This window comes from Flavilitoribacter nigricans DSM 23189 = NBRC 102662 (assembly GCF_002646595.1).
Lineage (GTDB): Bacteria > Bacteroidota > Bacteroidia > Chitinophagales > Saprospiraceae > Flavilitoribacter > Flavilitoribacter nigricans.
Map to the genome: position 1 here is coordinate 1 of NZ_PDUD01000064.1, position 23,370 is coordinate 23,370.

Below are 23,370 nucleotides of genomic sequence, written 5' to 3' on the forward strand. Positions count from 1 at the left end.
CGGCCAATAAATTGTTCTAATTCTTTGATTTTTTGCTCTAAAGCCAGGCGTTTTTGCGTCTCGCTTTTTTCCTCAACTACCTTGGTAATGCTTCTTTGGTAGTGAGGCGAATATTTCTTAATCCATTTATAGACTGCCGATTTGGTAACGCCATACACCCGACAAATTTCGCTGACACTGGTCTGACCTTCATCATATTCTTTCACGCGGGATCGACGAAAATCTTCGCTGAAGTAGCGTCGTTCCCGAAGGTAAGATCGAGTTTTCTTTGACTTTTTCATGTGCCTGAATTTAAGGTTTTTTGAGTGTATGTACACTCGTTTTTTTGTCAACCTATTTCAGGCGCGCACAGACCGTCAACCCTCCACCATCGACCGTCAACTGTCAACCGTCGACCATCAACCATCAACCGTCATCACAAACCCCAAAGCCGTCTCCACCATCTTCTTAGAACCGACGATCATCGGAGACCGCTGATGCCGGGAGGAAGGCTGAACGTCCAGGATGTTTTGCGTTCCGTTTGAGGCCATCCCACCGGCCTGCTCGGCGATAAAAGCCAGCGGGATACATTCGTAAAGGAGCCGTAGTTTGCCCTCCGGTTTATCCTGGGTGGCCGGATAGAGATAGATGCCCCCCTGCAGTAAATTGCGGTGAAAATCGGCGATCATGGAACCTACGTAACGGGCGGTGTACCGCTGCTGCCGACAAAAGTCGAGATAGGTCTGGATACCCGGATCAAAATCGTAAAAATTCCCGTCGTTTACGGAGTAGATCTGCCCGTCTTCCGGGATCTCCATCTGGGAGTGGGACAGGTAGAATTCGCCCAGGGAAGGTTCGTAGGTAAAACCCTGCACGCCATTGCCGGTCGTATAGACCAGCATGGTAGAAGAACCGTACAGAATATAACCGGCAGCTACCTGTTTGCGGCCGATCTGTAAGGTGTCCTCCTCGAGGGGAGGTGTACCTACCGGTGTGATGCGGCGGAAAATGGAAAAAACGGTACCCGTGGAAATGTTGACATTTACATTGGAGGAGCCGTCAATGGGATCGATCGACATCACGTATTTGGCATTGTGGTTGCCGGTATCGATCATTTCATCCCGCTCTTCCGAAACGATACAGCAGATCTCCCCCCCGATACGCAGCGCCCGGCTGAATCGCACATCCGCGATCACATCCAGCATTTTTTGGGCTTCCCCCTGGATGTTTTCCGTTCCGACCACTCCCTCAATGCCGATCAGGCCGGAGTGGTTGATGTCCCGGTTGAGGATCTTGGCGGCGAGGGCAATGTCCCGCAGGATCTGGGAGAGTTCTCCGGTTGCATTCGGAAAACGTCTTCGATCCTTTTCAATAAACCGGTCTAGCGTAATACCTACGGGCTGGGTAAATTTTTTGAGTTTTTCGGACATGGAGATGAGGCTATTGTTTTATAATTCTGAGTCTTAGTGAGACTATGATACGGGGATTCTTTGAAATATTGGTATTGTAAGACCCGGAAATTGACTTTTTCTCAATGCTTAACGCTTGGTAATTGTGGTCCCTTGCATCGATGGAGGATCGAAAGACTGAATGTAAGCGTGGGATAAGACCTACAGAAGAGTAATGTGGGTATTAGAGGAGATTATTCACAGATATCCCGGCGGAACAAAAAGCGGGATATCTGTGAATACAACCAGTCAGCCGGCAGAGCCATACGAGACTTTTTTACCGGCTATCAATCAATAACCGGGATTTTGGGGGAAATCCCCCGGATTGGAAACCCGGTCGATCTGCGTTTGAGGAATGGGACGCACCAGGTGCATCTCTTTGATATTCGGTGAGGCATCCGAATTATGGGCCCGAACGCGATCCAAAAGTTTGCCGGTGCGCTTCAGATCATACCAGCGGTGCATTTCTCCCGCCAGTTCCTTGGCCCGTTCGTCGAGGATAAAATCCAGGCTCAGTTCTTCCGCAGAAACCATCATCTCCGCTTCTTTACCCGCTATGGCCGCCCGCTCACGCAGAACGTTCATATGCGCGGCAGCAACCGCAGTTTCACCCTGCTGGAAGGCCGCTTCGGCCGCGATCAAGTACATTTCTCCCAAACGGATGACGGGAAAATCGCGGCGGCCATCGGTAGCATTGATGGCCGATCGCAGCGGATCGAGGTACTTCTTCAGTACCGGAAAATTCCGGCGGTTATTCCCTCCGATCTCGAAGAATTCACTTTGGTTGGCCACATCTTCGTCGTTGTAGTCGATGTACCAGTAAGGAACGGTGGCCTGGATCTGGTCGTCAACCGGCTTGATGGCAATGAAAATAGCGGTATCTCCGGGACTAACGGTCTGATCGTTGATCGTTCCGGACCGGTTGGCAATCCAGAGCGTTTTGAATGATCCTTCCCAACGGGCGTCGATCTCCGGATCCCACATATTCAGGAAATAATTGGTAGGCATGAACCGCTGAAACGGGCGACCGTTTTCCAGGTCCCGCGTCATAGCCGGATTTTTCGTGTAATCAAATACGAAGTAGAGGTGGGCTGAATTACCCGGGCCATTGGTTAGTGGGTTGTCGGTATATTGCACCGACCAGATGATCTCCTCGTTGACATCATTATCGATCAGCCACAGATCACCGAAGGGTTTGACCAACTTGTAGGAATAGTTGTTGATCACATTTTCCGCGTATCGTTGCGCTTCGGCGTAATTTTGCTGTACGAGCTGCACACGGGCCATGAGGGCCTCCGCGGCGCCTTTATTGGCCCGGCCGTAATCTTTCGCGTCTACCGGCAGATTGGCAATAGCGTACTCCAGATCCGGGATAATACCCTGGTCGTAGATACTGGCGACCGGCGTTCGCGTGGCTTCGGTTTCCACGCCGACGGTTTCTTCCAGCGTAAAATGCACATCACCAAACTGCTGAACCAGGTGAAAATAATAGAGTGCCCGTAAAAAACGGGCTTCTCCCGTGATGCGTGCGATCTCAGCATCGCTGACGCCTCTCACTTCCGGTGCACGTCCGGCAATGGTATTGCACTGGTTGATCCCGATGTAGAAAGGATTCCAGATGTCCTGCAGGAAGGGAGCAGTACTATTGAAGTTGATGGAATAGTTGTTGATGGCCGGAAAGTTCTTGTCACCGCCGAAGCCGTTGGTGTAGATATCCGTACCGGTAACTGTATAGAATAATCCGCCCTGATCGCCGTAAAAACTGCGCAGGGGAGTGTAGCAGGCTTTTAGGCCGTCCTCCAATCCACTCAGGTCGACATAATGACCGGAGGCCGTGGCCAGACTAAGGGGCTCCTCTTCCAATATCTTCTCACAGGATGAAAAAAGGAAAACCGGAACGGCCAAACACATTGCGTAAAAAAACTGAATACGGTTTTTCATATTAAGGTATTTGACAATTTTCAAAATTTAACGTTGACACCAAATAGGAAGGTAGAACTGGTCAGTGGACTGTTGCCGCCGACTACTCCGTTGGAGGTTTCCGGATCTACAATATCGTATTTAGAGAAAATGATAGGATTGGTCGCCTGGCCGTATAGCCGCAGGCTCGACATGCCCATCTTGGAAGCAATGCCCTTCGGCAGGGAATAGCCCAAAGTAATACTCCGGATCTTGACGAAAGAGCCGTCAAAATAGCGGATCGACGATTGGTAAAGCGGCTGCCCTCCGGCGCGAGGCTGAGGGACATCATTAGTGGGGTTATCCGGTGAATAGTAGTTCAGGTTGAAGGCCGAGTAACGACCCTCCCAGCGGTTGCCACTCAGGTTGTGAAAGTTACTGCTCAGGAGCTGCCCCTGCCGTGCGTAAACCAATACGGCCAGATCGATCCCCTTGAAGCCGATCCGGGTGTTGATACCTCCGCTCCAATCCGGAACGGTAGAGCCCAAAATGGTGCGATCATCGTTGTTAATGACGCCGTCCGGCTGTTTGGTAAGTTCCCCGTCCGGGCCCCGGCCGTTAACATCCTGGATCCGGATATCGCCGGGTTGCTGGCCGTACTGTAGGGCCGCATCGGCCTGATCGGCCTGCCAGATGCCGTCAAAGGCAAAATCGTAGAATACATTGATCGGGCTGCCGATGAACCATTGGTTACCGACGTCATCAGATAAGCCGTTAAAGAGTTCTATGATCTCCTCATTGTTCGAAAATACATTGAAGTCCATATCCCACTGGAAACCGGAATTGGGACGGTCCATAATGTTGGCGGACAGCGTCAGTTCCCAGCCCCGGTTGCGGGTAGAACCGATATTCTGCAGCACGGATCCAAAGCCGGAAGTGATCGGCAGGAGCCGGCTCAGCAGCAGGTCTTCGGTGTCGGTATTGTAGATCTCTAGGGTGCCCGACAGGCGATTGTTGAAGAAGCCGAAGTCCAGACCGATATTGTAGGTCTTGGACACTTCCCATTTGAGATCCGGATTGGCGATCTCGGACTGACCGAAACCAAAGGCTTCGTCATTGCCGAAAGCATAGGTCGTACGGGCCAGTCCCCCGAGGGTCTGGAACGGATTGATGGAGGTATTCCCCACTTCACCGTAACTCAGACGCAGCTTAAGGAAAGAGAAGGGACCGTTTTGCATAAAGCCTTCTTCGGAAACGATCCAACCAGCGGATATGGCCGGGAAAAATGCCCACTTATTGCCTTCCGCCAATCGGGATGAACCGTCGGCCCGGCCCGAGGCCGTCAGCAGATAGCGGTCCTTGAAGCGGTAATTGATCCGCCCCATGTAAGACAGCAGCCCCCATTCCGAAAGATCGCTGTCGATCCCGGTAATCTCCGCGGCACTGCCCAGCGCATTGAAGGTAGACCGGCCGATGGGAATACCCCGGGCGCTCAGGTTGGAGGATTCGAAGTTGTTTTCCTGGGTACTGAACAGGCCCACTATATTGAAATTGTGGTCACCGACCGTCTGTTCGTAGGTCAGGATATTCTCGATGGTGTAGGCAAAGGTCTGGGTGTTCCGGATGGCTCCCTGAGGAGCATCACCGTCCAGATCTCCGGTATAGGTTCCCCGGCGGGCGGTGGACAGGTCCGTACCGAAGTTCAGGCGGTAAGACAATCTGGGTAGTAATTTGTACTCACCGTACAGGTTCGTGAATACCCGGTAACCTTTGGTTTCGTTCACCCACTGGCCGGGAGCATATTGAGTTAGGGGAGAACGCAGTAATCCTTCGTTAGGATTGGGGAAAGCGATAATATTGCCGTCCGCATCGTAGGGTTCCACAATGGGAACATAGCGCAGCGACGCTTCGTAAGGGTTATTCGACATTACATTCCGGACATCCGAATTGGCCGTTGAACTGATCCCTACATTGAGTTTCGGACTCAGGTCGGCATCCAGGTTCGCCCGGATCGAATAACGTGTATAATCACTCTTTCTGATCACGCCTTCTTCATCGTAATAACCGCCGGATATATAGTATCGCAGCCCCTGTGTTCCACCGCTGAATGCGAGCTGGTGATCCTGTTGGGTACCCGTCTGGAGGACCTCATCCAACCAGTTGGTCGAAATGCCCTGCTGGATATTTTCGGCCAGTACCGGACCCAGAAAAGATGCATCCTGACTGGCGTCATTGGGATCTACCCCGTTGGCCACCCGGGCGAAACGGGCGTACTCCTGGGCATTCATCACATCGATATTCTCATACGGTTCTTTGAAGCCGTAGTAACCATTATAGCTGACCGTGCCTTTACCGGCTTTTCCCCTTTTGGTTGTGATGAGTACCACACCGTTGGCGCCGCGGGAACCGTAGATCGCTACCGCGCTGGCGTCTTTCAATACTTCGATTGAGGCGATGTCGTTGGGGTTGAAATCGTTGATGCTCAAAGTGGTCGGAATGCCGTCGATCACGAAAAGCGGTTCATTACTGGCATTGATAGAACGGTTACCCCGGATCCGGATCTGCGTATTGGAGCCCGGTGAGCCGTCGGATTTTACGATATCTACCCCGGCCAGACGTCCCTGCGATTGCTCGATCAGATTGGATGCCGGAGATTCGGCCAGGTCCTCGCTGGAGATAGAAGAAACGGCGCCGGTAAGGTCACTTTTCTTCATAGAGCCATAGCCGACTACAACGATCTCGTCCAGAGAGGTCGAAGCAGCCAGCATGGTAACGGTCAATTCGCTGCGCCTGCTGATGGGCATCTCCATGGTCTCAAAACCGATATAGGAAAATACCAGCGTTTCATTGCCGTTCAGTACATCCAGGGAAAACCGGCCGTCCACATCGGTGATGGTTCCCTGAGCGGTGCCTTTCACCATAACGTTGACACCGATGAGCGGTACGCCGTCATTATCCATAACGACCCCCGATACCGGGAATTCCAATAGTTTGACATGGGTTTTTCTCGCATTTTTCAGTGGTACCACCGGCTCGAATTTAGATCGGTATTCCGGTTGATTTTCGGCCTCTTTTCGATCGGACAGGATCTCCGTCTGCATTGGTAGTTCCGATTCCCGGTCGGTAATGACGAAAATGTTGCTCCGCACCTTTTTGAAGCGCAGTCGCAAAGGATGTAACATTTGCTGCAGCTTGTCTTCCAGGCTGGTGGACCGCTCATTGGGGAAAACGACCTTTTGCCGGTTTACTATTTCGTTGGAGTAGGTGAAGTAAACACGGTACTGCTTCTGTAGCGTCTTGAGTGCATCGACCAGATAAACAGCATTTTCTGTAGCCGAAGAGGGCTGAACGTAGATGTAGTTGTGGTCATTATTCGCGACCAGAAAATTACGGGTTAGGTCCTGACCCGTCAACCCCCATAAGGGGAGTAAGGCCAGAAGGAATAGTACAGGTATTTTCATAAAAAAAGATTTTTCGTAATCGTGTAGAAAAACGGATCACCACTGCTGCTTTATTCAGCGGCAGGGTTTTCGAAACGCACCAGACTATCCGTTTGAATGATCCTGATCTTGAGAGCGGCCTCCAGGGTTTCCAGTAATAAGTCCAGATCATGAGCGCCCGGCACTGTGCCGGTGATCCGTTTTTGGCGAATGCCGTCGTCCTGAAATACAGCTTCCAGACCAAAGGTCTCTTCGATGATATTTCCCAGTTCTTCCAGGGGGATGTCTTCAAAGATCAGCACGCCATCTTTCCAGGAGCTTTGCGTGCCGGGAACAACTTCATCCTCGAGTAGCCGCTGATCGCGGGCGGAATACACCACATGTTCGCCGGGCTGGGTGAGCAATTTTTCGGCCTGACCATTTAAGCTTAGTTCTACCGTGCCTTCGTCCAGCGTGACGCTGGTCTCCCGTTCGCGGGAAAAGACATTGAAGGCCGTACCCAGCACATTGACCTCAAGATCTTTGGTCACTACGGTAAATTTGGCTCTGGTAGCCGGCTTGGGTTCTATCTCAAAGTACGCCTCACCGCTTAGGGTTACCTTCCGGTCGGCTCCGGTTTCCCAACTGGCACCCAGCCTTAGCTCCGAATTGGAATTGAGGGTTACCCGGGAGCTGTCCGGCAGCGTGAGTAATAAGGTTTCTCCAAAGTCCGTACGGTAGACCACTTCCTGATTCGCCCCAACGGAGGTGGGCCAGAGCAACCAGATACAGGCCACCATAAACAGCAGAGACGCCGCTGCCGCCGGAACCCATAAAAAGCGATAGGATCCGCGCCGCTTCGGCTGATTGACCGATTGCATGATGCGATCATGCGTGGCCTGTTTTCGCTCTTCGGCCCACTGCCCGGTCCGTTCGTTGGAATGAGCAATTAATACCAGTTGACGAGCCGCAAGTATATCGGACTGCAGGTGTGGATAGGTGTTGATCACATCTCGCCAGAACTCCTGATCCGAAGCGGTAGGCTGCTTTACCCATCTTTGAAAGTCCGGGTCGGCGGCTAACTCATCTACCGAGTGATGCTGATAATTTTCTTTCTCCATGTAAAAATTCCACTGGTTGGTCAAAAGAGCAGTATGGTGATTCTTTTTCAAAATAATATTCTGCTCTATATAGGTAAGACGCTAGATAAAATGAGGTATACTCCTTTTGTTAGAATTTTTTTTCAAAAAAAATAATCAACCCCAAAAAAATAGTAGGCTAAAGGATAGGAAGAACAGGAGTCTTTCGGTATAGCGCTCGGAAAAATGCCGCAACTTTTTGGATGCCCGGTGGATCATATTGGCAACTGTCTGGGGCTTTATCCCCATTACCTCCGCTATTTCGGCATAGTCTAATCCGGAGGAATAACGCAGATAGATGACCTGCTGCATCCGCTCGGGTAAGGATGCTAAACATTCCTGTAGTAAAGATCGCTGCAATTGTTGCTGTTCCCGGCGGATCCACTCCTCTTCGGTACTGGTCTGGACCAGCCAGGGATCGGCGATGGTGAAGTCTTCCGGGATCGATAAGCGAAAGCTGGGAACGATCTTTAGTTTGCGGTAATTGTCCCGGATGGCATTGCTTAAAGAGGCAATGAGGTAGGCCTTGATATTGTCTACGGGACGGAGTTTGCGATGGTTTTTCCAGATCCGTAAAAACAGATTCTGAATACTGTCTTCTACAACGGATTGATCTCCACACTCCAGCATCCCATAGCTGAAAAGCTCATCAGCATAGGTTTGGAATAGTTTGGATAGGGCAGGAGAACTACCTTTCCGGAGATCTTCCCACAGTTGATGGTCCCTTTGGTTGGGAGACATAGTGATCGCAAATCTGATTTTGCTAAAAGGATGCAGTTTAAAAATAACGAAATTAAAGGAATCGCAAAATCTTTGTCCAATGCTTAGGACGTTTTAAATCACTGTTTCACAGTACAATTCACTGTGGAATAAAAATGCCTGTCCGGATCTTGTCCCGCATTTTCTCAAAAATAACCAGACAGATCAGGCTAACCGATGAGGATCAGATACTGGCGGCTCAAAGGTTGAGCCAATACGTTAGTTTAGCCACCAGCGCCCGGTTTTTAATGGTGAAGTTGTTGGCTATGTAATTGTCCGTATACACCAGGAAGAAATCCGATACGGGCGCAAACCGCCACTGGAAACGGGTATTGACGTTGAAGTTGTCCACCTGACTGTTGTACTGCAGAAAGGTAGTGAGAAAAACATTTTTGCTGAAGGTCAGATCGATCCGAGGACCGACCAGCAACAAGTCTGTTTTTCCGGTCGGCAGGTTCAGACGGCTGTAGCTGACGTCTACGGTGATAAAACCATAGGGCTGATAACGATAGGTAAGGCTGCCTTCCACCTGGTAGCGATTCCCGTTGAAAAACTCTCCAATGGTGAATTCTCCGTCCCAGGCCAACTTGCGGCGACGGTCGGAGCGATAATTCAGGTTGACACTGCTGTAATTGTATCCCGCCCCACCGGGAAGAGGGGCCAGATCGGTACGGGACGGATCAAATTCGTCAAAGAGGTAGATGTACTCATTTTTCAGGGTAAACCGGATACTGCTGGTATTCCGAAGATCGGCATCCCAAAAAAGACCGAGACTGTGGTCCGAACGCCCAAATCCGGGCGTCCAGAGTGTTTCTATCTCCACCCCCGGGCCGTGGGAATTGATGAATCCTTTACCGGGATAAAAGTACAACTGGGCTTCCGGCATAATCCGGAAATAGTTGTGCCGGCGAATGAAGCCTACCTGGGCATCGTATCCCTCCCCCACGTACTGGTGGACCCACTTTACGCTGTAGGGGCGTTTGCGGTGTTCCATCCGGAAGCCATGCGCAAAAGCTTTGTCTTGCTGGGTCTCACTGAAAGAACGGTGCAAGAAGGCTTTGCCTACCCACTGGTTATCGCTGGAGGCCAGGTTGTAATCCAGACCGACTACCCGATTGTAATTCTGAAAATAATCGTTCTGCTCGGTATCGCTCAGGGCCTGTTTGTTGACGAAGATCAATCCCACGTTCGACCGGCTGAATACTTTTCGCTGAACCGCCGCCACGGTGTAATTATAACTCGGCAGATCGTATTCCTCGTCCCGGGCGGTTTGCATATTCAGCAGGCCAGTGCGCCAGTTCTTGTCCAGTTTTCCACTCAAACGGGCACCGTAGAGGATGGAGTTCTGGATCCCGGTCTCATCGCCTTCCTCATCCAGCACTTTGGCCGATCCGATCCGTCGGGAGAAGAAGGGGTTGATCCTTTCGTCCCCGAAGCTGCCGAACAGGTCGGCATTTTCCAGAAAGAATTGCCGTCGCTCGGGAAAGAAGACTTCGAAGCGTTCCAGGTTCAGCACCTGCTGGTCTACCTCCACCTGGGAAAAATCCGGATTGACGGTGAGGTCCAGATTGAGACTTGGCGTAAGTCCGATCTTGGCATCTCCGCCGAACGAGATATCGGAATTCCCGGGCGTTCTTTCTTCATAGTTTTTGCTGTGGCCGCCGGAAACATAGGGGATGACGGCGACACTTCCTCCCGATTTTTTCGGTGCTTCCTCCCATTCCATGACGCCCATGTAGGCCAGGCTCATGATGATCTGGTTCTGGGGGATGTGGTGCCAGCTGGAACGGGTATTGGATTGCGTATCCATCCGGTAGCTGTTGAACTTCCATTCCCGCACATTTTCTTTAAATCGCAGCGTGCTGAAGGGAATAGCCAGTTCGCAAACCCAGTATCCATCGTGTATCTTGGAGGTGCCGCGCCATTTATTATCCCAGGATTCATCGAAGTCCTCCCGGTTCTGGCCGCCGTTGGCGATCAGGGCCTCCCGGCGAACGCCGTAGGGATTCATGCCAAAAACGAAAGCGTTGGTACGATCACTGAACGGATCCAGCAAAAAGGTAATATTGTCATTCCCTCCGGCCCGGTAGTCCCTGCGCAGAGAGGTGATCACGTAATCCTGCCCCTGCGAATAGCACTTGGCGCCGATATAGAGGTATTGATCATCGAAAACCATGTAGATCTCCGTTTGCACGGGAGACTGCATGGTATCGGTAGGAAAGACAGACCAGAAATCTTTCGCCGGCTGACTTTTGCCCCAGGCTTCTTCGTCGAGGAAGCCGTCGATCACTACGGGACTGTCCGCCCGGCCCACGAACATGCGGGGAGGAGACTTATCACCGTTATTTGCAATGGCCAGTGTAGTGGAAGTTGAAAGAAAAATTAGCAGACCTAAAACCCTTGAGCTAAGCATGATTAAAGTTTACCGTAATAATTAGGTGTAATGTGTCTGGTCTTTTGGTAGTAATAGATTGTTGGCAACTATGCTTTTAAGGTCATCATAGAGAGAGATAAAGATTAACAAATCTCTGAAAAGGAAGTTGATAATTTGCTAATAAAAAGCTTATTTGAAAATTGTTAACAAAAACGGGAGCACCTGAGAGCGGGCTGTTACTGCCGGCCGGAAGGGCCGAATGCAACGAAATCGCCGCTTTAGGTGTATATATACGGTAACCCGGCATCCGATGCCATTATAACTTTTAAATTATTCCATGATCCAAAACTACCTTGTAAAGATCCTACTGGCCCCATTTTCACTGCTTTACGGCGTGATCATGAGCCTGCGGGATTTTTTCTACCGCAAAGGGCTGCTCAAGTCTGTAGAATTTAACCTGCCGGTGATCTCGGTGGGCAACCTCTCGGTAGGCGGTGCCGGGAAAACACCCCATATCGAATACCTCATCCTGCTCCTGCGGGATTACATCAACATCGCTACGCTGAGCCGGGGATACAAAAGAAAAAGCAGAGGGTATATCGAGGTGCAACAAAAGATGACCGCCGAACAGGTTGGAGACGAACCGCTGCAGTTCAAAAGGAAGTTCCCGGACATCATGGTGACGGTATCGGAAAGCCGTTCGTTCGGCATCCCACAGATCGTTTCGGACCGGCCGGAGACGCAACTCGTCTTACTAGATGATGCCTTTCAGCACCGCTCCGTAAAACCCGGGCTGAATATCCTGCTCACTGAATACAGCCACCCATTCACCCGCGATTATTTGCTGCCTTCCGGTCGGCTGCGGGAATGGCGTTCGGCCTACGAACGGGCGGACATCATTGTGGTCTCCAAATGCCCGCAGCGGATGGGCGAAGCGGAACGGCAGGCTTTCATCGATGAGATCAAACCCTTTCCGCACCAGCAACTTTTCTTTTCCTATTACCGTTATCACCAGCCCTACTATATATTTGACGGTCGGTACCGGGCAAATCTGCAACCGGACTGGGATGTGCTGCTGATCAGCGCTATTGCGCGCACCGAATACCTTACCGACCATCTGACGGAGCAGGTCAACACCGTCCGGGCACTCGAATTTGAGGATCATCACTACTTCACCAAATCCGATATGGCGGATCTTAAACGGGCTTTCAACGAACTGAAATCGGAAAAGAAGATCATCCTGACTACCGAGAAAGATGCGATGCGGATGGAATTACATCGCAAGTTTCTCTTTGAGGAACGTTTACCTATCTTTGTTTTGCCCGTGCAGGTACAGTTTCATTTCGGTGAAGCGGCTGCTTTCAATGAGGCCGTCAAGAACTTCTTACTTAAATTTAAGGTATAACTTTGAACCCGCTACTTTACGGTTTTTATCAGTTCCTCAAGCTTATCGTTCGCCTGGCGTTGCGGATCTTTTATCCCTACAAGATCTATATTCACCCCGAGCGCCTGCGGTTTGACTATCCGGCCATACTGGTTTCCAATCACCCCAATACCCTGGTCGACCCCCTGACCGTTGCGGCCAAAGCCCAGAAGCTGGTCTTTTTTCTGGCTAATGCCGGATTGTTTAAATCAGGTTTCGGCCACTGGTTTTTTAATACGTTTTACTGCATTCCGGTACAGCGTCCGCAGGATAAGGGCGGAAAGAAGAACATCAGCAACGAGGATTCCTTTTCCCGGGCCAATGAGCATTTAGCGGGCGGTGGCGTATTGTACATCGCACCGGAAGGTACCAGTGAAATGGAACGCCGGTTGCGGCCGCTCAAGACGGGGACGGCCCGCATTGCGCTGAGTACCGAGAAAAAGAACAATTATGAGGTAGGGGTGGCGATCATTCCCGTGGGACTGACCTATTACCGGCCCGAGATCTGCGGCAGCCGTATGATCGTCAATGTGGGAGCGCCCATATTTCCCCAACGATTGCGGGAGTCCTACGAAAGCGATCCGATCCAGACGGTCCGTAGTCTGACCGAAGAACTGGAGCAGCAACTGGGCAATCTGCTGATCAATACCGAAAACGAGCAGGAGGACGAGCGGCTGCGTACGCTGGAAACAGTGATCCAGCACGAAAAACCGCTGTCCGGAGCGAAACGTTTCCAGCGGGAAATGGAACTGCTGCAAACCATGAGGGAAAAAAATGATGAAGAATTCTATACCCTACTGGATAACTACCGCACCTCCCTGCAGGCCGCGCGGGTGAAGGACCGGGCCGTTTCCGGGCGGAGTCGTTCCGGGTTTTCTTTGGGGGCTATTCTGGCGTTGCCCGTTTATCTGTACGGCCTGATCAATAATTATCTGGCGGTGAAGATCCCTGTCTGGCTGAGCCGGAAGCTGGATCTCTACCGGGGGTACAACGCCACGGTAAAAATTCTTACCGCTCTGATCACGATCCCACTTTTCTACTGGTTGCAATCCAAACTGGTGGAAGCTTATTTGGGGGATCTGGCGGGATGGTTATACCTGCTCAGTCTGCCCGTTTCCGGGATACTTTACTGGCGCCTGTCGCGTTGGTACCGAAATATGGAACTTCGCTGGCGTTACCGTCGACTGGCTTCGGAAAAACGGGAAGAACTGCAAAAATTGAGAAATGAGATAATCCGGAATTGGGACCAATAAGCTTTACAGAGATCATTTTTTGGCTAACCCTGCTGGCCACCGTGATGCAACTGGGATATTGGTTGCTGGTATTTTCCCGACTTGCCTATTACCGGGAAACGAGAAAACGACCGCAACCCGGGGCCGAACTCCCTCCCGTCTCCATTGTAATTTGTGTCCGGAATGAAGCGGAAAACCTGCAAAAAAACCTCGTTTACGTATTGGAACAGGACTATCCGCAATTTGAAGTAATTGTGGTGGATGATAATTCTTCCGATAAAAGTTGGGGAATTCTTTTGGATATTAAAAATAAATATCCGATATTGCAGCTTATTCAGTTAAAAGAGCAAACGTTACCTGGCAAAAAGGTAGCATTGAGTAGGGGCATTGAAGCCGCCCGTTTTGAAAGACTATTATTAACCGATGCGGATTGTCGTCCGAATAGTAAACATTGGCTCTCCATTATGGCCGGTGCTTTACGGGGCGAAACAGAGATCGCGCTTGGTTATAGTCCGTATAATCTCCACGCTGGCTTCGTCAATATCTTCATACGTTTTGAGGCAGTTTACACCGCGATACAGTATTTTTCATTTGCATTAATGAAAAAGCCCTACATGGGTGTTGGTCGTAATCTGGCTTATCTTAAATCATTATTTCGCAAACAACAGGGATTTTTATCCCATGTACATATCGCTTCGGGTGATGACGATTTGTTCATCAACCAAGCAGCAAACGGCCGTAATACGGCCATTATAATCCATCCGGACACTTTTGTGGTGTCAGAACCCAAAAGAACCTGGAGAGGCTACTATTACCAAAAATCTCGACACTTGACCACCGGTAGTCGGTACAAGCTTTCCCATCAGATATTGCTGGGAGGGTTGGCCGGCAGCCATGTGATGCACTACCTCGGTGTGCTGATCATGCTGCCTACTACCTACGCGCCTGCGGTCATCCTTATGTTTTTGGTGAGAATGGGGGTAGTACAGTGGATGTACTCTCGCATTTTGAAGTTGCTCCAGGATCCTTCCCTCTACCGGTGGATCCCACTTCTAGATGCTGCCTTTACTTGTTATTATCTCTTCCTCTCACCGGTATTGTTAACCACCGGTAATCTAAAAAAATGGAAATTGTAGCCAAAAAATCCCTGAGCAAAAAAGCGATTGAAGATTATGAAATCGTAAAGCGCGCCGTAGCCGGCGACCAAAATGCGTACACCCTTTTGATGAACCGTTACCAGGGTTCGATCTACCGATTGATGTACAAAATGGTCAATGACCAGGAAGATGCACACGATCTGACGATTGAAGCCTTCGGTAAAGCCTTCATCAAATTACCTTCCTACGTGCCGAATTATGCCTTTAGCACCTGGTTATTCCGGATCGCTATCAATAACGGCATCGATCACGTACGGAGAAAGAAACTACGCATGTTGTCTATCGACGAACCAGTGGAGCCTGATAGTGACCACGACTACACGATCAGTCTGCGTTCATCGGTGATGAACCCCGAAGAACAGGTCATCCGACAACAACGTCAAAAGCTGATGCGCACCGTTATTACCCAACTCAACGACAAATATCGCCAGATGATTCAGTTGCGGTATTTCGATGAGTTAAGTTACGATGAAATATCTTCCCTTCTTAACATTCCTCTGGGCACCGTCAAAGCACAACTTTTCAGAGCTAAAGAAATGCTCTACGAGTTGTTGCAGAAGCCGGGCGCAAGTGCATATCTGGATAACACAAAAAGAAGCTAGTGAGGTGAATACATCTACATTTGTGACCACAGAGGAATACGGGGGCCGAATGGTCCCGTCAAAAGAGCTTTACCGGAGGTAAATAAAAACTAACTACACCATAAACTTCAGGAGAACGCCTGTCGGGAACGCAAGTTTCCGGAGGCGTTTTTCTATTTTATGGGGTGTTGAGTTTTTTGTGTTGCGGTGTTGCGGTGTTGCGGTGTTGCGGTGTTGAAAATCCACTCATTCCTATTCGATATATCCGGAGTACTGTTGGACGAAAGGTTTCTCCTCCTCTCCAGAATCATGCACCCTAGAGCCTGACCCCTCACCCCTCCAATCCTGACACCTGACACCTGACACCTGACATCTCCAATCAATCCACCCCCGTCTTCACATACATCGCCTTCGCGATCACCTGTTCGTAATAATCCTCGTACTGAGGCAGGATGGCGGCAATGTCGAAACGTTCGGCCTGAGCCAGTGCATTTTTACGGAACTTTTTGAGCAGTTCGGGGTCCTTTAGGATCTTGATGGCATTTTTGGCCATGTCCTCCACATCGCCCACATCGCTCAGGAAACCCGTTTCACCGTGAATGTTTACTTCCGGCAGACCACCGATATTGGAGGAGATCACCGGTACCTCACAGGCCATCGCTTCCAGTGCGGCCAATCCGAAGCTTTCGCTGGCGGAAGGCATCAGGAAAAGATCGGAGATGGATAGCAATTCCTCTACGGCATCCTGTTTACCCAGGAAGCGTACTTCGTGGCAGAGGCCGATCTTCCGGCAGAGTTCTTCCAGGTTCCGGCGCTCAGGGCCATCGCCGATCAGTAACAGCTTGGAAGGCACTTCTTCGTAAACGTGTTTAAAAACGTGGATGACGTCTTCGATGCGTTTAACTTTTCTGAAATTGGACACGTGGGCCAGAATCCGTTCGCCGTTGGGCGCAATGGCCTTTTTGAAATGGTCTTTATTGATCCGCTTGAAGCGGCTGAAATCGATAAAGTTATGGATCACCTTGATCTCCTGGTCAATCTTGAACTGATCCAGGGTTTGCTGCCGGAGGCTTTCCGAGACGGCCGTGACGCCGTCTGATTTATTGATAGAAAAAGTCACCACCGGCGCGAATGCCTTGTTCATCCCCACCAGGGTGATATCCGTTCCGTGCAGTGTGGTAACTACCGGTACGTAGCGGCCTTCGGTCAGGAGGATCTTTTTGGCCATATAAGCAACAGCAGCGTGCGGAATGGCGTAATGTACGTGCAAAAGATCCAGATTTTCAAATTTTACGACATCGACCAGCTTACTGGCCAGTGCAGTATCATAAGGTGCGTATTCAAACAGTGGGTAGTCTTCCCCGGAGACTTCGTGAAAAAACAAATTCTCGTGAAAATGAGTAAGACGGGCTGGTCGGCGGTAAGTGATAAAGTGAACTTCATGACCACGATCAGCTAAACCTATTCCCAATTCAGTAGCTACTACACCACTACCCCCATAAGTGGGATAACATACGATTCCAATTTTCATAAATTCCTGCTGTGATTTTAAAATGATGTCAAATTGACCATGTTAGGAATTCAAGCTGCTGAAGGTTGTTGCTAAAACTTAAATAAACCGGACGCCGAACCATCAGACATTGGGATCTGGGATGCTGAATAAGTGGTAAGAGGTTTGCTCTCCACGTCATTTTGATCTTCAATATCCTGCTTCCTCGTCTTAAGTCTGTCGTCACTAATTAAATCACTCTGTATGGCAAAAAGTTTAATTCATCGCGTATTTGCTTTCAGCAGTCGGACAGTTTGGACTTCATTTCCCGCCATTATGCGGATAAAGTATACACCATTGGCAAATTGACTAAGGTCCAGCTCCCGGCGAACCGATGCGGCCTGCCGATGTTCAAAACTCCGGAGTGTGCGCCCCCGGGTATCAAAGACAAAAATGCTAATATCTTCCGGATTTTTCATTTCGATGTCCAATATGCTGTGACCGTTGCTGGGATTTGGGGCCAATTTTATGGAGTTGATCCTCGAAACGCGCTCCCCGACGGATACCACAGATTCCAGTACAACAGAGATCACATCGGTGCAGCCCTGCTGGTCGGCCACCGTGATCGCGTAGTTGCCCGAAGTAAGACCGCTCTGGGAAGCCGTCCGGTTGCCGTTATCCCAGGTATAGTTGTAGGGGGCGATCCCGTCCGTGCCCTCAATGCGGATGCTTCCGTCATTATTATTTCCGGAAGGCTGGCTGACGGAGGCCCGCAGGCCGAGATTAGCCGGGCAACGCCGGATGTTGATATTATCCAGGTCCACGTAGAAATCCCCGTTACCCCAGACGGCTTTGAACCGTACTTTTATCCATTGGCCTTCGTAGTCGCCGAGCGGCACGGCTACCCGGGTCAGCGTGTTTTTGACCTGGTGGTTGCCGGCGTCGATCTTCAGCACTTCGTTGAAGGAAAGGCCGCAGTCTTCGGATACTTCCACGTAAAAAGCATCTCCGTCACCGAGAATGGTTGGCGAAGTGCCGAAACCCATAAAATTCACAAAGCGGTAGGAAAAGAAAAGCGTATCATCGGCCGCCAGGGCTCCCAATAGCGGGGTGACGGCCTGAAAAAGCGTATCGTCTTTCCAGAGGTTGTCAAAGAGAACATAAGAGCCGCTGTTGTGTCCGTTGTCGATCACCAGATCGGAATCGATGATCCAGTCTTCGGGAATTTCGTCGCTTTCAAAATTTTCCAGAAAGGGCAGACCGGGGCCCGCCGTCGAATACACCCAGGTAGCCGTATCATTGCTTATAAATTCTTCGCCGGCCAGCTCCGTCCAGGCCCGGATGGTATAGGCCCGGGGCATCGAGGTATTGTAAGTAGCATTGAAGGTATAATCCGCGGAAGTGCCGGGAGCGACATTGGCCGAATAATTCTCCCGGATCACCGGACCGTCATCGACCTGATAGGCCAGTGTGAAATTTTTCTGGGGCGCCACGCCTTCGTTGCGGAAAGTGAGTACGATCTCGGTATTCTCCGAACCGCAGTCGGAGCCCGACACACCGGCTACCTCCAGGGCACTCAGATTGCTTTCGAGGATAGGAGCGATAAAAATATCATCGATCCCGATACCTTCCCGCACCACGGCTTCATCGGATCGGAAGACAAAGCGGATACGTACGTCCGACTGGCCGGCCAACCCCGTCAGCGGATGGCGTACCTGCCGCCAGCCCCCGAAAAGGTTGTTGCCGCTCCACCAGTCGCCGTAGATATCATCCACCGTATTGTACCAGAAGGTACCGGTGTTTCCGGATTTGCCCACCTTGGTCCAGGCTCCTCCGCCAACGGACATTTCCACCCAGATCCCGTCAAAGGTAGATTCCGTGGAGACCCACAGGAAGAAGGATAATTCCGGGTCTTTTTCCAGCTGGGAAAAATCAAAACAGGGCGATAGCAAAACGGACCGTTCGTTATTATTGTGGTCGCCGTCCAGATTCGTTACCCAGGCATTCAGGCCGCCATTGGCGGATTGGATCACATTGCCGTCGGGAGTGCCCAGTTCGAGCGAAGGTCGGGAACTCTCCGACTCGTCGATCATCCAGCCTCCGGCACCGGCTTCAAAATCCATACTGTACGGAAACTGCTGGATCAGCGGGGTGTGGATAATCACGGTGCTGAAAGTATCATTGGCCGGATTATTGTCTCCCTCCAGTTCCGTCCAGATCTTTAGCCGGTAAGGTTCCGGATCGGAAAAATCATAAGTTGCGTCGAAACTGATGGTGAATGTACTGTCAAAACTGAGGATACCGGTAAAAAAGCCGTCATTGGGCTGGTTAACGGCTCCGGGAACGCCGTTGACGCTGTAGTTGAACGGAATGAGCGTCTGCGGCGCGCCACCGTAATTTTTCAGTACTACCGCAATGGAAGCATCGGCGGGCAGGTCGCAGTCGGAAACGGGATTGATCAGGTCGGCAATGCCTACATCTTTTCCCAGTAGCGTTTGGAAAGTGAATGGCCCGATCTGGCCGCTGGTATCGCCGTCGGAACAGACGGCCTGCAGGTAAACGTCGTAACGGCGGTCTTCTTCCAGTCCATTTAACTGGTACTGAAAGGATTGATTGACCCGGACTTCGGGCATTTCCGCCGGATCGGTACCGGTATTGCCGATCCGGATAAGGTAATCCCCATTGGTATCATTGGGAATCCAGCTCAGTCGTGCGCGATCGTGCCGTATCTGACTGATGGACACTCCGTTCAAAAGGAGATTGGGACAGGGAGGGCAGGTGATGATCGTGCGAAATACTTCTCCCTGGGGAGGGTCCTGCCCACTGTAAAAGATCTCGGTGCCTTCGGCATTGAAAACGCTAAAGGAAGCCTCAAAGGCGAAAAAGCCCGGCGTGAAGCTGATACTGAGACTGTCCCCTTCGATCACGAAAAGCGAGATCTCCCGGATATTCCCGTCTTCGAAGGTGTAATTCTCGGATTTATTATCGATAGTAACCGTCAAAAAGCCTTCATTCCAGCCGTCGCCGAAGGAGTCGTATAACCGAAGGGAATAGGCACAGCCGACCTGTGAAAGAGCGGAGAGCGGAAGCCATAAGATCAGTATACAGGAGAGGGAGATCGGCTTAAGATCCATGAATCATTTTTTTGGAAAAATTAAACTGATTGTCAATAACTTATGAAGAAAGGAGGTCAAAATAGTATTATGTCGGCTATATAAATGTACCAATTTTCCGTAAAATGAGGATTACAATGGAAAGCGCCTTCTTTTTCTTAAACATTTTTGAATAGTCGGCGTTAGGAATATACAAATTGCTTTTTCGTTTAGTAAACCAATATTAACCAGACTGTGGCAATTTACTCAATCAGGGATCTGGAAAAGTTGTCAGGGATCAAGGCGCATACCATTCGTATGTGGGAGCAGCGCTATGACATACTCGAGCCACAGCGTACGGAGACCAACATCCGTTATTATCAGGATGAAGACCTGAAGTTGTTGCTCAACATTGCCCTGTTGAATAAAAATGGCATTCGGATCTCCAAGATTGCCAAGATGTCGGAAGAGCAGATCGTCCAGGAAGTAGCATCCCTGTCGGAAGTCAGTTCGGAATACAGCTCGCAACTGGACGCACTGACCATCTCGATGATCGAGATGGACGAGTTCAAATTTGACCGCATTATTTCCGCCAATATTCAGCAGATCGGTTTCGAAAGGACCATGCTGGAAGTGATCTATCCCTTTCTGGATAAGTTGAGTGTACTCTGGCTGACGGGGTCCATCAATCCGGTACAGGAAAACTTCATCAGCTACCTTATCCGGCAGAAGATCATCGTAGCGATCGATAACGAACCCATCGTCGGTAAATCCCGCTCCAATAAGTTCATGATCTATCTGCCCGAAGGCGAAAAACAGGAGTTGAGTCTCCTGTTTATGCTGTATATGTTAAAAAGTCGTAAATTACCCACCGTTTATTTAGGGCAGGAAATCTCGGTGAACGATCTGGAGGATGCCTACGAGGTACACCGGCCGGATTTCATCTTTACCATGATCACCGAAAACTTTGCGCGGGAATCCGTTCAACAATACCTGGACCGCCTCTGTGAAAGCTTTCCTACCGCACGTATTCTGGTATCGGGCTACCAGGTGGCAGCCCAGCAGATCCAGTCTTACGAAAACATTCAGGTATTGGCCAGCCTTGGACACGTCATCGACTTTCTGGACCATCTGAACCAGAGCCGGGAAGCGGTGAAGCGCCAAACTGCGGTTATCTCTAATGGCCAGTCCTAAAGACTGGTTCCATCGTATTCTTAAAAATTCAGCAAGACATTACCGGGCCGGAAAGGGCAATTAAGCGGCATTTTCGGGCAAAAATAATTTTTGTTGTATATACAACAAATTGAGTGCTTTGTCTGTTAATGAGTTTTTGGAGCAAGGCTAAAGAACTTTTTTAACACACGCTTTAAAACTATTAGAGATGAAATCAATTAATGCATTATTCGCTGCCTTGTCATTGACTATGTTGATGGTTGCTTGTGCTGATGCACCGGAAGGTCAGAAAGTAGAAGCTAATGACGCAGTAGCTACGGAAACCACTGATGTGGCTGCTGAGGCTGTAGCATATGTAGTTGACACTGAGGATAGCGAAATTACCTGGGTAGGTAGCAAGCCGGGTGGCGAGCACACCGGTACCGTTAAACTGACCGGCGGTGAACTGTTCGTTGAGAACGAAGATCTGGTTGGAGGTTCTTTCGTACTGGACATGAACAGCATTGCCAACGAAGATCTGCCCGATGAGAAAAAAGGAGATCTGGAAGGTCACCTGAAAACCGGTGATTTCTTTGAAGTAGAGAAATTCCCAACCGCTACTTTCGAAGTAACCAGCGTGGAGCCGGCAACGGACAATCCGGATGCTACCCACAGCATTACCGGTAACCTCACCATGAAAGGCACCACTAAAAGTGTAACGCTTCCGGCTAAAGTTGAAATGACGGAAGAAGGCCTGATGGCAACCACTCCGAAGTTTACGATCAACCGTACCGAATGGGGTGTGAACTTCAAATCAGGTGTACTGGGTGTGCCGAAAGACAAAGCCATTCACGACGAGATCGGTCTGCAGATTAAGCTGAATGCCGCTCCGCAAACTGCGGAAATGTAATAAAGCATAATTGTAGCCGTAAGCTATAAATGAAAACCGGCCTGGTCTCTCCTTGCGAGATCAGGCCGGTTTCTTTTTTTATAAAGGCTTTCCAGAAGCCTTCATCTATTATACCTTATCAACGCCCAGATTGGAGTTGGAATCGGCAGTAGTTGTACTTTCGGTATCCTGAGGGAGATTTTCCGTTGTGGTTTCGCTGAGGCCACTCTCCTGATCGTTTTCCTCGTTCTGCACATTGCTGAAGAAGCTGCGCTGGAAAAGCAAGATATTGATAACCCCCAGGGTGATCGCGGTATCGGCAATATTAAATACCGGTTTGAAGAACAGGAAGCGTTCACCGCCCCAGAAAGGGAACCAATCGGGAAAATATCCGGAAAAGATCGGGAAATAGAGCATGTCCACTACTTTGCCGTAAAGGAAGGGCGCATAACCGCCTTCAGCGGGGAACATGACCGCAGGATCTCCGTAGGGAACGGATTCTGAAAATATAAGACCGTAGAAGGCACTATCGAGGATGTTGCCAATCGCACCGGACAGGATGAGGGCAAAACTGATCAGCAGCCCCAGAGACGCGCCGGCTTTATCCAGAAAACGCAGGTAATAGATCAGAAAACCGACGGCGATGATGCGAAACAGGCTCAGAGCCAGTTTGCCGTAGGAACCACCGAAGGTTACACCGAAAGCCATGCCATCATTTTCAACAAAATGGATCAGGGCCCAGGGAATGCCAAACAGAGGGATCTCATCGCCATAAGACATATTCGTCTTCACCCAAATTTTCACCACCTGATCGATAAGCAGGACAAAGGCAACGGTGAGCCAGACTTTCGTTGTATTTTTCAATAGAATACTTCTTTTGCTGAGAAATGGCAAAAATACATACAAATGCTGCCAATAGACAAATCTTTAGTCCTCTATTAACGTATTACCGGTTACGTTTGGCAGCAATGCTAAGTGTGGCGTGGGGTACCGCTCTGAGCCTTTCTTTGGAAATCAGCTGGCCCGTTTCGCGGCAAACGCCGTAGGTTTTATTCTGAATGCGAATGAGTGCATTCTCCAGGTGTTTGATCAGCTTTTGCTGTCTTAGTGCCATGCTGCTGATCGCTTCGCTTTCCGCGGTACCGGTACCGTCATCCAGCCCTCTGACCTTGGCGTCCGGATTGTCGGCCATGGACTGAAGTTGCTGTTCGTAGTATTCGAGCTGTCCCCGGGCGCGCTTGATCTTCTGTTCGATGAGCTCTCTGAACTCTTCCAGATCATCGTCTCCGTAACGGGTGATAGCGTGGGGTTTCGAATCCATATCGTGTCGGTTTAATC

Annotated in this window: 17 protein-coding genes; 6 read left to right on the forward strand and 11 right to left on the reverse strand. The window is 50.2% G+C overall.

Annotated elements, in window-relative coordinates; translation table 11 throughout:
- From CRP01_RS38895 to CRP01_RS38925, 7 genes are all read right to left on the reverse strand, one after another.
- Positions 1-281, reverse strand: a 281-nt coding sequence (locus CRP01_RS38895) for a transposase (protein WP_143473734.1), incomplete at its 3' end; no start/stop codon positions are given.
- Positions 282-398: 117 nt separating this feature from the next.
- The gene (fbp, locus tag CRP01_RS38900) at positions 399-1,409 is read right to left on the reverse strand and encodes a class 1 fructose-bisphosphatase (protein WP_099155513.1); all 1,011 of its coding nucleotides are present in this window, start codon (positions 1,407-1,409) and stop codon (positions 399-401) included.
- 309 nt (positions 1,410-1,718) lie between these two features.
- Complete coding sequence (locus tag CRP01_RS38905) at positions 1,719-3,368, reverse strand: RagB/SusD family nutrient uptake outer membrane protein (protein ID WP_099155514.1); 1,650 nt, start codon at positions 3,366-3,368, stop codon at positions 1,719-1,721.
- Positions 3,369-3,388: 20 nt separating this feature from the next.
- Positions 3,389-6,787, reverse strand: coding sequence for a SusC/RagA family TonB-linked outer membrane protein (locus tag CRP01_RS38910; RefSeq protein ID WP_099155515.1), 3,399 nt, complete (start codon positions 6,785-6,787; stop codon positions 3,389-3,391).
- Positions 6,788-6,837: 50 nt separating this feature from the next.
- Positions 6,838-7,866 carry a FecR family protein gene (locus CRP01_RS38915; protein WP_143473735.1) on the reverse strand — a complete coding sequence of 343 codons (1,029 nt, stop codon included), beginning with the start codon at positions 7,864-7,866 and terminating at the stop codon, positions 6,838-6,840.
- Between the two features lie 135 nt (positions 7,867-8,001).
- Entirely contained in the window at positions 8,002-8,625 is a 624-nt protein-coding gene (locus CRP01_RS38920) for an RNA polymerase sigma factor (RefSeq protein WP_099155517.1), read from the reverse strand.
- Positions 8,626-8,842: 217 nt separating this feature from the next.
- Positions 8,843-11,056, reverse strand: a complete 2,214-nt coding sequence (locus tag CRP01_RS38925; RefSeq protein ID WP_099155518.1) for a DUF5916 domain-containing protein — start codon at positions 11,054-11,056, stop codon at positions 8,843-8,845.
- 298 nt (positions 11,057-11,354) lie between these two features.
- Between CRP01_RS38925 and lpxK the strand changes: the two genes are divergently transcribed.
- The 4 genes from lpxK to CRP01_RS38945 are packed head-to-tail and all read left to right on the forward strand — an operon-like array spanning position 11,355 to position 15,431.
- Positions 11,355-12,422 (forward strand): tetraacyldisaccharide 4'-kinase, encoded by a 1,068-nt coding sequence (lpxK, locus tag CRP01_RS38930; protein WP_099155519.1) that lies wholly within the window; start codon positions 11,355-11,357, stop codon positions 12,420-12,422.
- 2 nt (positions 12,423-12,424) lie between these two features.
- Positions 12,425-13,693 (forward strand): 1-acyl-sn-glycerol-3-phosphate acyltransferase, encoded by a 1,269-nt coding sequence (locus CRP01_RS38935; protein ID WP_170110732.1) that lies wholly within the window; start codon positions 12,425-12,427, stop codon positions 13,691-13,693.
- Positions 13,681-14,808 (forward strand): glycosyltransferase, encoded by a 1,128-nt coding sequence (locus CRP01_RS38940; RefSeq protein ID WP_099155521.1) that lies wholly within the window; start codon positions 13,681-13,683, stop codon positions 14,806-14,808. Before CRP01_RS38935 ends, CRP01_RS38940 begins: the two co-directional genes overlap by 13 nt.
- Positions 14,796-15,431 carry an RNA polymerase sigma factor gene (locus CRP01_RS38945; protein WP_099155522.1) on the forward strand — a complete coding sequence of 212 codons (636 nt, stop codon included), beginning with the start codon at positions 14,796-14,798 and terminating at the stop codon, positions 15,429-15,431. Before CRP01_RS38940 ends, CRP01_RS38945 begins: the two co-directional genes overlap by 13 nt.
- Before the next feature lie 358 nt (positions 15,432-15,789).
- On the opposite strand, the gene bshA is transcribed toward CRP01_RS38945, so the two are convergent.
- Both bshA and CRP01_RS38955 read right to left on the reverse strand, forming a co-directional pair.
- Positions 15,790-16,941 (reverse strand): N-acetyl-alpha-D-glucosaminyl L-malate synthase BshA, encoded by a 1,152-nt coding sequence (gene bshA, locus CRP01_RS38950; protein WP_099155523.1) that lies wholly within the window; start codon positions 16,939-16,941, stop codon positions 15,790-15,792.
- A gap of 239 nt (positions 16,942-17,180) precedes the next feature.
- Entirely contained in the window at positions 17,181-20,033 is a 2,853-nt protein-coding gene (locus CRP01_RS38955) for a T9SS type A sorting domain-containing protein (RefSeq protein WP_099155524.1), read from the reverse strand.
- Between the two features lie 213 nt (positions 20,034-20,246).
- On the opposite strand from CRP01_RS38955, the gene CRP01_RS38960 reads away from it, so the two are divergent.
- The gene (locus tag CRP01_RS38960; RefSeq protein ID WP_099155525.1) at positions 20,247-21,185 is read left to right on the forward strand and encodes a MerR family transcriptional regulator; all 939 of its coding nucleotides are present in this window, start codon (positions 20,247-20,249) and stop codon (positions 21,183-21,185) included.
- A 187-nt stretch (positions 21,186-21,372) separates the two neighbouring features.
- Positions 21,373-22,053, forward strand: a complete 681-nt coding sequence (locus CRP01_RS38965; RefSeq protein ID WP_099155526.1) for a YceI family protein — start codon at positions 21,373-21,375, stop codon at positions 22,051-22,053.
- 108 nt (positions 22,054-22,161) lie between these two features.
- On the opposite strand, the gene CRP01_RS38970 is transcribed toward CRP01_RS38965, so the two are convergent.
- Both CRP01_RS38970 and CRP01_RS38975 read right to left on the reverse strand, forming a co-directional pair.
- Positions 22,162-22,896: a lipoprotein signal peptidase gene (locus CRP01_RS38970; protein ID WP_099155527.1), complete on the reverse strand. Its 735-nt coding sequence runs from the start codon at positions 22,894-22,896 to the stop codon at positions 22,162-22,164.
- An 82-nt stretch (positions 22,897-22,978) separates the two neighbouring features.
- Positions 22,979-23,353, reverse strand: a complete 375-nt coding sequence (locus CRP01_RS38975) for a TraR/DksA family transcriptional regulator (RefSeq protein ID WP_099155528.1) — start codon at positions 23,351-23,353, stop codon at positions 22,979-22,981.
- Positions 23,354-23,370: the final 17 nt, after the last annotated feature.

Coding starts and splice junctions, on each gene's coding strand:
- fbp (WP_099155513.1), bottom strand. CDS start 1,409: ATGTCCGAAAAACTCAAAAAATTTACCCAGCCCGTAGGTATTACGCTA.
- CRP01_RS38905 (WP_099155514.1), bottom strand. CDS start 3,368: ATGAAAAACCGTATTCAGTTTTTTTACGCAATGTGTTTGGCCGTTCCG.
- CRP01_RS38910 (WP_099155515.1), bottom strand. CDS start 6,787: ATGAAAATACCTGTACTATTCCTTCTGGCCTTACTCCCCTTATGGGGG.
- CRP01_RS38915 (WP_143473735.1), bottom strand. CDS start 7,866: ATGGAGAAAGAAAATTATCAGCATCACTCGGTAGATGAGTTAGCCGCC.
- CRP01_RS38920 (WP_099155517.1), bottom strand. CDS start 8,625: ATGTCTCCCAACCAAAGGGACCATCAACTGTGGGAAGATCTCCGGAAA.
- CRP01_RS38925 (WP_099155518.1), bottom strand. CDS start 11,056: ATGCTTAGCTCAAGGGTTTTAGGTCTGCTAATTTTTCTTTCAACTTCC.
- lpxK (WP_099155519.1), top strand. CDS start 11,355: ATGATCCAAAACTACCTTGTAAAGATCCTACTGGCCCCATTTTCACTG.
- CRP01_RS38945 (WP_099155522.1), top strand. CDS start 14,796: ATGGAAATTGTAGCCAAAAAATCCCTGAGCAAAAAAGCGATTGAAGAT.
- bshA (WP_099155523.1), bottom strand. CDS start 16,941: ATGAAAATTGGAATCGTATGTTATCCCACTTATGGGGGTAGTGGTGTA.
- CRP01_RS38955 (WP_099155524.1), bottom strand. CDS start 20,033: ATGGATCTTAAGCCGATCTCCCTCTCCTGTATACTGATCTTATGGCTT.
- CRP01_RS38965 (WP_099155526.1), top strand. CDS start 21,373: ATGAAATCAATTAATGCATTATTCGCTGCCTTGTCATTGACTATGTTG.
- CRP01_RS38975 (WP_099155528.1), bottom strand. CDS start 23,353: ATGGATTCGAAACCCCACGCTATCACCCGTTACGGAGACGATGATCTG.